Here is a 1,366-nt window from a genome sequence, read left to right on the forward strand (position 1 = left end):
TGGAGCCTTCACGGCCCAGGCCCGAGGCCTTGATGCCGCCGAACGGCGCGACTTCGTTGGAGATCAGACCGGTGTTGACGCCGACCATGCCGTATTCCAGGGCTTCAGCCACACGGAACACACGACCCAGGTCGCGGGCATAGAAGTACGAAGCCAGGCCGAACTCGGTGTCGTTGGACATCGCGATCACGTCGGCTTCATCTTTGAAGCGGAACAGTGGTGCAAGCGGGCCGAAGGTTTCTTCCTTGGCCACGGCCGCGTTGTTCGGCACGTTGGTCAGGATGGTCGGCTCGAAGAAGTTGCCTTCCATCGCCTTGCCACCGGCCAGTACGGTTGCGCCTTTGCTCAGGGCGTCGGCGATGTGTTCCTGCACCTTGGCCACGGCTTTTTCGTCGATCAGCGGGCCAGTGGTGGTGCCGGCTTCCAGACCGTTGCCGATCTTCAGCTTGGCGACGGCCACTTTCAGCTTCTCGGCGAACGCGTCGTAGACACCGTCCTGGATGTACAGGCGGTTGGCGCAGACGCAGGTCTGGCCGTTGTTGCGGTATTTGGAAATGATCGCGCCTTCGACGGCCTTATCCAGGTCCGCGTCGTCGAACACGATGAACGGCGCGTTGCCGCCCAGCTCCAGGGACACTTTCTTGATGTCCTTGGCGCATTCGGCCATCAGTTGACGACCGATTTCGGTCGAACCGGTGAAGGACAGCTTGCGCACGATCGGGTTGCTGGTCAGTTCGGTACCGATGTCGCCGGCGCTGCCGGAAACAACGCTGAACACGCCAGCCGGGATGCCGGCACGCTGGGCCAGTTCGGCCAGGGCGAAGGCGGAGTACGGGGTTTGCGAAGCAGGCTTGAGCACCATGGTGCAACCGGCGGCCAGGGCCGGGCCGGCTTTACGGGTGATCATTGCAGCCGGGAAGTTCCACGGGGTGATTGCAGCGGTCACGCCGATTGGCTGCTTGATCACGATCAGGCGCTTGTCTGGCTGGTGGCCCGGAATCACATCACCGTAGATGCGCTTGGCTTCTTCGGCGAACCATTCGATGAAGGAAGCGGCATAAACGATTTCGCCCTTGGCTTCGGCCAATGGCTTGCCTTGTTCCATGGTCATCAGGCGAGCCAGGTCGTCCTGGTTCTCGATCATCAGTTCGAACCAGCGACGCAGTTTGCCCGCACGTTCCTTGGCGGTCAGTGCACGCCAGGCCGGCAGCGCCTTGTCAGCAGCTTCGATCGCACGGCGGGTTTCGGCAGCGCCCATTTTCGGCACGGTGCCCAGAATTTCGCCCGTTGCCGGGTTGTTGACCTTGATCGTCTGACCATTGTCCGCATCAACCCACGCGCCATCGATGAAGGCTTGCTGGCGGAA

The 1,366-nt window shown here is 61.9% G+C and carries 1 protein-coding gene; it reads right to left on the reverse strand.

The annotated features are described in order from the left end of the window. Positions 1-1,366: NADP-dependent succinate-semialdehyde dehydrogenase (gene gabD / locus ACLD1X_RS29105; RefSeq protein WP_429373725.1), on the reverse strand; the 1,366-nt coding region annotated here is incomplete at both ends.

Source organism: Pseudomonas sp. 18173 (assembly GCF_050432945.1).
GTDB lineage: Bacteria > Pseudomonadota > Gammaproteobacteria > Pseudomonadales > Pseudomonadaceae > Aquipseudomonas.